We start from the raw sequence: 7,449 nt of genomic DNA, 5'->3' as shown, positions 1-7,449 counted from the left end.
GTCATCGGAGACAATGCCATCGGCATTGCCGTACAGCGTGAAGTATCCGGTGAGCAGCCCATCATAGGGCAGGTCCCACTCGGGCACGATGTAGTTCTGCAGCGGGCACCGAGCTCTCATAGGCGGTGCCAGCCCCAAGGGGGAGCAGGGGGTCGCTGGCATAGCTGACCTGCAGCGGGACGGGCACCGCCATAGCTCATCAGGTCCAGCCTGTCGCCATCGCCAAAATCAGCAATCACATCCTGGCCAAAGCCGAGATAGCTCATGCTGTCGTAGTCATAGTCCAGCCGGATCTCAAAGCGGTCAAAGCCCGCGCCGCCAATCAGCAGATCGCTGCTGGCGTCGCTGCCCGTGCTCAGCAGATCATCGCCCGCGCCCCACCAATCAGCGTGTCGGACCCGGCCTCACCGTCGAGATGATCCATCCCGTCGCTGCCAAACAGCAGGTTATCTTGGCTGTCGCCGATTACGGTACCACCTGATTGTGGGGCGTAAAACTCAGTTGGACCAGTTTCCGGCATTTTTGTTCTCCCAAATTATTTTGAGGGAACCAAATACGCATGCGGTTAAGAATGCCTTAAGATTACCGGGGTGCACGCTTAAATTGTAGTGATTATTTCATTGGAAAGCCTATGTGTGAGGCTGGCTCTGATGATGTAACCGTCCCCCCCCCGACGGCATCGATGTGCCAAGGTGGGTCTGCAATGATCCACAAAAAGGCTTTAAGTTCCACAATACGGCTCTCCATACACTGCGCCAACCGTGTGTCTATATGTGGTTTTTTTTGCTCATTTCTAACCTCTCAGATGTGACGCAGCACGCTGCAAACATCTGTTATAGCGACGGATAGAATAGGCGCGCGCGGCGGGAAGATCGAAATGTTCAACATGATCTACTTTTGTTGACCATAGGAATGCATGTCGGAACGCAAATCATCCACTACCTACTCAGCCCATCACGGCTTGTTGCGGACGCTCTAGGGTGATGCGGTGGCAGAGAAACGGCGGCCGGATAACTTCATGCGATCTGTTCTATTGGGTCGCTGAAGCCTTCGTGGGTTCCCCGAAATCCAGCCATAGCTTTCCTGATTTGAAACCCCCTCGGATCAAGTGACCGGGCGCATGAACTTCGGGATGTTGGTTGGCCCAGTCACGAAATCGGTCATTCGTCACGATTTTGGCCCCCAGATCAAGCGCAGCGGCGAGAATGGCTGGATCTGCAGGGGTGCCTTTTGCGACAACCATCACCCGCTCCTCGGGTATTCCCAGGGACTTGGCCAATGCGCCATCATGTTGATAATTCCCGGACAATAGATAGCCAGCGTTAGCATCGAAAACGACACCGGGGGTGTATTTGAGGGCGCGCAACTCCCGAACCACTTCCTGGAGGGTTTCGATTTGAGGGGTACCATCACGCCAATGCATGACGTTCGAACCATCCAAGATCACCCAGCGCTTGTTTGGCTGCTTTAGCGCACGAAACACCACGACCAAGCTCGCAAGAAAGCAAGGGCCAGTGAGGAGGATGAACTCGGAGAAGCCGGGGATCAATATAGTCCCGGCTAGAGCAAGACTGGAAAATGTAAGTATAAAAACTGGGGGCGTCATGGGGCTTTGATAGCCCGCCTGCCAGGCCACTTCCAGCCCCCCCCCTGCGTTTCACAACTGCCAAGTTTGCTGCACTGTGCTGTGGCATAGGAGTTTGGTTAATCAGAAATCGACATGCCTCGGAGTGGCGGCCTGTTGCATCTCATTGCATTCAATGGCGTGTTCTTTGGTGGCAATGATGGTGGCACGACAATACCAGCGGACATTTTGCTTATTAAAAACAATGTCTTTATTGGTAAGGTGGCGGAGACGAAGGGATTCGAACCCTCGAGACCCTTCCGGGCCTACTCCCTTAGCAGGGGAGCGCCTTCGACCACTCGGCCACATCTCCGCTGACCCGTATATGATCCAAAACATAGAGAAACAAGGCGTTTTTTCAGTTTTTTTCAGCAGCCAGAAAAACAAGGTGTTTCACTAGATTTCAGGGGGCCTTCCCCCCGTTGCAAGTAATTTTGCGGGCAGAATCCGTGCGACAAACTGCTGCGAGGCAGACGTGAAATTCTGCTGCAGCTAAGGGAAATCGCGCGTGTTTCCGGCCTGAGAACTTCACATAAGGTGCTGATTAGTAGACGAAATTTAGAGGTAATCGTTTCTTGGGGTCTTCGTTATCTCATTTCATCAGGATTTCCACGCATTCGCCAGTCTGCGATTTGGTGCCTGGATCATTTAGGCTGCTCACTAGTCTGGACGTGGCAGTATCTGGCGGCGCATGGGGGGAATTGCGCCTTTGCGCAGTGTCTCAGGCGGCGAACAAGGGGGGCAGGTCGCGTCGTTTCAGAGAATGGCGTGCAAGGGAGCCGTAGATCCAGGTTGACTTCGCCGCGGCCGTGGTCGCCAAACAGGCTGTATACTGTCGCCAATTCAGGGAACAGGCCAAACATTTCTCGCATGTCTTCCGCAGACAGGCCGCGGATAGCCTCTGGGCCGGGCCAGAAGGTCTCGGTCGCAATGCCCTCGGCAAAGATGACCTGATGCTGCTCAGTCATCAGATGCACATAGGTCACCGCCTGGTTTGCATCTGTTTGTTGGCGGCACCCGGGGTCGATGTCTGCAAGCAGTTTGGCCGAGATAAAGCTGTCCGCAAGATGCGTTGCGCGCTCAAAGGTCTTTGGGGTGGTCAGCAGGCGGTGCTGCGGCGACAAAAGCACAGGACGTTCAGGCGACAGCAGGCTATCCGGGCGCACACAATAGGGTTTCAGGTGAGGCCGCAGGGCAAGGTCTTTGGCGCTCAGGCTGCGTTTTCCGACCCAAATGACCGGCTGAAAGCCGTTGTCAGCGGTTTGCAGCAGATCTCCCACCCGGATTTGCCCGGCGGGCACAGCGCCTCGTTTTGTGGCCAGTAATGCCCCGGGCGTGAAGCAGGGAATACCTGCGGAATAGAGTTGAGAATGGGAGGAGATCTGCGCTGGAGACACCCCCTGCAGAACAAGCTCTTCACCGCCCGGAAAGGAGAGAAGCGCATTGCCAAAGCCATCGTCCGTGACGGATACATCGCTGGTGAGGACCGCTCCATCGACGCCCGAGCCACCGATAAGGTCGGAGACATCCAGCTGATCATTGAAAAAACCGTCGGTGTCATCGTCCGAGATATTAAAGTCGCTGACAGTGTCGGTGCCGCCTGACGCGGACAAGATCAGCTCGTCATAGCCAGCGCCGCTGCTAATGTAGTCATCGCCGCCACCAAGGGTGATGGTATCATCGCCTTTACCTGCGTCGATTGACACCCCGGCCGTGTCTGCCGATGCGTCAACCACATCGCCCTTGTCGGTAAGGGTCAGGGCTTCGATTTCGGAGAAGGTAATGGTGTCGGCGCCGTCTGTGATGGTGCCGGCTTCGTCTCCGGTATAGGTCACGGTTACGCCGGTGGTAACATTCGCGAGATCAACAGTGTCATAGTCGACGCCGGCCTCACCGCCGGTCAGGGTGTCGTTGCCAAAGCCGTCAGACATCTGGAAGGTATCAGAGTCGGCCTCACCGTGCATCACATCTGCACCGGCGCCACCAATCAGGAGGTCATTGTCGTTGCCGCCATACATGGTGTCGTTGCCAGCGCCGCCGTCCAGCGTGTCATTGCCGTCGGTCGCGACGATGCTGTCGTTGCCCGTACCACCCACCAGCAGGTCATCCCCGGCTGAGTTTCTAAGGGTGTCATCGCCTGCGCCACCGATGAGCGTGTCATTGCCGAGACCGGTTGTCAGATAGTCATTGCCTTCGCCGCCTTCGATATAGTCGTCGCCATCGCCACCCGAAATGGTATCGGCGCCGTCGCCACCGATCAGGGTGTCAGAACCGGCACCGCCGTCCATGACATCATCGCCCGCGCCCCCGTCAAGACTGTCATCGCCTTGCTCGCCGTACATCAGGTCGTTGCCTTCGCCGCCCCGCATGACGTCATTGTCGTTGCCGCCAAAGAGAGTATCTGCGCCTGCGCCGCCATCCAGAGTGTCGTTGCCGTCGGTTGCCACGATGCTGTCGTCGCCCACGCCGCCCACCAGGCTGTCGTCGCCGGCCGAGTTTTTCAGCGTGTCGTTGCCTTCGCCGCCGATCACAGTATCGTTGCCAGTCCCGGTGGTGAGATAGTCATCGCCTTCACCGCCTTCGATGAAGTCGTCGCCCTCTCCCCCGGAGAGGGTGTCACCGCCTGCGCCACCGATCAGGGTGTCGGCTCCAGCGCCGCCTTCCATGAAATCATTGCCTTCGCCGCCATCCAGCCTGTCGTCGCCGTCCTCGCCAAGTATGGAGTCATCGCCGCCCTGGCCATAAACCACGTCGTTGCCGTCCCCGGCCATAACAGTGTCGGCGCCCTGTTCAATGGGGGTGACGACGGGGTCGTCAATCAGGTCGCCCGAGAGGGTAAAGCCCGACATGCCGTCCCGCGTCTGCAGTGTGAATTCGATCGAAGCTTGATCCTCGAATGCGGCAGAGAACCAGCTATCCTGATCGGTGGGGTTGTTCCGCTCGGTTCCGGTGGCCGTTACCATGTTGCCGTCAGTGGATGTGTTAAGGGAGGAGTCTGAGGACACGCCAAATGATGTGAAACTGTTGCCATCAACAATGATGGCTTCGGCATCACCCGCGCCGCTGTTGTCATCAACGTCGTTGAAGGTCGCTGTGGAATTCAAAGAAACAGGCTCGCCCGTGACCGGGTCAAAAAACTCAAGCCTGAAGGTCGCCTGATCTCCCGGGTCATCCCCATCCAGCAGGACTTCGGCGCCTTCATGATAGCCAAACTGAACGTGGAGGTCCGGGTTGGTTTTGTCCACCAGCACCAGCTTGCCCCAGACCTTGCTGCCGTCTTCAAGGGTCGCGACATCGCGGAAAACGGCAAAATCTCCAGAAGATCCCAGTGCGCCATCATGAGAGACTTCTTGAATCTTGTGGATGCTCAATTCCAGCGGCGTGGCATCAACGCCCTGATCAAAGCCCTCCGCCATATCGCCAAAAATGACATCGTCACCGCCACCGGCATCGATATGGTCATGACCTTCCTGGCCGGCAACGGTGTCGTCACCTCCTCCAGCGGTTAGAGTGTCATCACCGGTGGAACCACCTATCTTTTCATCGTCATCGAGTGCGTCGGCAGCCTTTTCAGCTGCTTTCTCCGCGTCTTTAGCCGCGTTTTTGGCGTCTTGTGCCGCGTCTTTGGCGTCTTTAGCCGCATCTTTTGCGGCCTCTTCAGCCTCATCAGCCGTGTCTTCAGCCGCAGTTGCGGCGTCCCAAGTCGCAAGCGCTTGCTCAGCAGTATCTAGTGCCGAGGAAATTTCAGAGGGGTCCCCGCCTTTCTCGGCTTGGTCTAACGCCTTTTCGGCGTCTTTTACGGCATCTTCCGCATCTTTTGCCGCGTCTTTTGCGTCTTTGGCCGCATCTTTAGCCGCGTCATATGCCGCGTTTGCTGCCGCTTCCGCCGCTTCAGCTTCTGCCAACGCTTCTGCGGCCTCTTCGGCCGCGTTCTGAAGTTCCAGCATTTCCATCTCTTCTTCGGTCATACCTTCACCCTCTTGCCTAACTGCACGTGTTTGGCTCTCCATCCGCCAGCCCATTTGTCACCGCTAAGCCTAGCGGCTTGGCCCTCTGGCCAACCTGATCTTGCGATGAACATTTTTCGACTTTCATTTGTAGCGATGGAGAAACACAGGGAACGCTAAACGAAGGGCGATAAATAAAGGTAAAACCAAGAGCATAAAAATCTGGGAGTATTCGAATTGCCTGTTGGTAGGCTCTGAGCAAAGCCTTGGCCAAACAGGGGCGAGCTGAGATCAAACATGCGGATCAGGGCTGCCAGTTCACCGGATCGGCGTGGATCACGGCACTGAGTGAAACGGGTGCACGGATCTCGATGCCTCTCAGTGAGTGCCTGCACTCAGTTGCCAACAAGAGATGGCCGACGCAGGCTCGCCCTCTCCCAAGGGACTGGATATAAGCCAGGGGAGAGGGCTGTTGTGTCGCGTTCTAGAGCCGGGATCAGCCGGGCAAGACGGTCTGAACGGCGCGTTTTGTGGCGGCGACGACGGTGTCGACCTCATCGCGGGTCAGGCAAAACGGCGGCGCAAAGCCCAGGATGGCGCCCTGTGGCATGGCGCGGGCGATGACGCTGTCCTGCGCCAGCAGTGTTGCCGAAACCTGCGGGCCGATCTTGTCGGCGGCATCAAAGAACTGACGCCTGTCCTTGTCTTGCACAAATTCAACGGCGCAGAGCATGCCCTCACCGCGAATGTCGCCCACATGCGGATGATCAGCCAGCGCCTCTTGCATGGAGGTCCGCAGATAGGTGCCGGTGGAGCCGGCGTTCTCGATCAGGTTCAGCTCATCAATCAGTTTGAGGTTCGCAACCCCGGCAGCCGCCCCAATTGGATGGGCCGAATAGGTCCAGCCATGGCCGATCGGGCCGTTTTCATCGGTGCCCTGTTCCAGAACTTTCCAGACCTTGTCGGAAATGATTGATCCTGAAAGCGGCGCATAGGCAGAGGTCAGCCCCTTGGCGATGGTGATGATATCGGCCTCAATACCGTAGTGATCAGAGCCGAACATGCTGCCAAGGCGGCCAAACCCTGTGACCACCTCATCGGCGACCAGCAGGATGTCGTGCTTTTTCAGCACCGCCTGAATAGCGGCCCAATAGCCTGCAGGCGGCGGCACAATTCCGCCCGTGCCCAGAACCGGCTCGCCGATAAAGGCGGCGATGGTGTCGGCGCCCTCGCGCGCGATCATGGCTTCCAGCTCGGCCACACAATGGGCGACAAACTGCTCTTCTGTCTGGTTCAGGTCGTCGCGGCGGAAATAGTAGGGCGCCTCTGTATGCAGCACCTGGGGCAGGGGCAGGTCAAATTTCTTGTGAAACAGCTCTAGCCCGGTGAGTGAGCCGGTCACCAGGCCAGAGCCGTGATAGCCACGCCAGCGCGAGATGATCTTTTTCTTCTCGGGGCGGCCAAGGATATTGCTGTAATACCAGATCAGTTTGACGTTGGTCTCGTTCGCGTCCGAGCCCCCAAGGCAAATAGACCTTGGACATATTGGCGGGTGCGCGGTCCAAAATCATCTTTGCCAGGGTGATTGAGGCCTCGGTGCCGTGGCCAACATAGGAGTGATAGTACGCAAGCTCCTTGGCCTGGGCGGCAATCGCCTCGGCAATCTCGGGGCGACCGTAGCCGACGTTGACGCAATAGAGCCCGGCAAAGGCGTCCAGCAGCCTGTTGCCATCGCGATCTTCGATATGCACGCCACTGGCGGTTTTTATCACACGGGAGGGGCTTTCGCCACGGGCGTGCTGGGCCAGATGGGTGGAGGGGTGAAAAAAGTTGTCGCGGTCCCAGCTGTCCAGTTGATCATTTTTCAGCATCATATTT

The 7,449-nt window shown here is 57.3% G+C and carries 4 protein-coding genes, 1 tRNA gene and 1 pseudogene; all 6 read right to left on the bottom strand.

Going from position 1 to position 7,449, the window contains the following annotated elements; all coding sequences use genetic code 11:
* Positions 1-116: 116 nt before the first annotated feature.
* Positions 117-266 carry a hypothetical protein gene (locus B4968_RS23660; RefSeq protein WP_161492661.1) on the bottom strand — a complete coding sequence of 50 codons (150 nt, stop codon included), beginning with the start codon at positions 264-266 and terminating at the stop codon, positions 117-119.
* Between the two features lie 89 nt (positions 267-355).
* Positions 356-520: a hypothetical protein gene (locus tag B4968_RS23655; protein ID WP_161492660.1), complete on the bottom strand. Its 165-nt coding sequence runs from the start codon at positions 518-520 to the stop codon at positions 356-358.
* Positions 521-1,030: 510 nt separating this feature from the next.
* Positions 1,031-1,549: an NYN domain-containing protein gene (locus B4968_RS22710; protein WP_241525935.1), complete on the bottom strand. Its 519-nt coding sequence runs from the start codon at positions 1,547-1,549 to the stop codon at positions 1,031-1,033.
* Positions 1,550-1,847: 298 nt separating this feature from the next.
* Positions 1,848-1,937 (bottom strand) — tRNA-Ser (locus B4968_RS22705).
* 331 nt (positions 1,938-2,268) lie between these two features.
* Positions 2,269-5,592, bottom strand: coding sequence for a Hint domain-containing protein (locus B4968_RS22700; RefSeq protein WP_241525934.1), 3,324 nt, complete (start codon positions 5,590-5,592; stop codon positions 2,269-2,271).
* 475 nt (positions 5,593-6,067) lie between these two features.
* Positions 6,068-7,442, bottom strand: a pseudogene (locus B4968_RS22695) (aspartate aminotransferase family protein).
* Positions 7,443-7,449: the final 7 nt, after the last annotated feature.

Origin of the sequence: Pseudophaeobacter leonis (genome assembly GCF_002087335.1) — a bacterium.
Lineage (GTDB): Bacteria > Pseudomonadota > Alphaproteobacteria > Rhodobacterales > Rhodobacteraceae > Pseudophaeobacter > Pseudophaeobacter leonis.
This window is presented reverse-complemented; position numbering and strand designations above follow the sequence as displayed.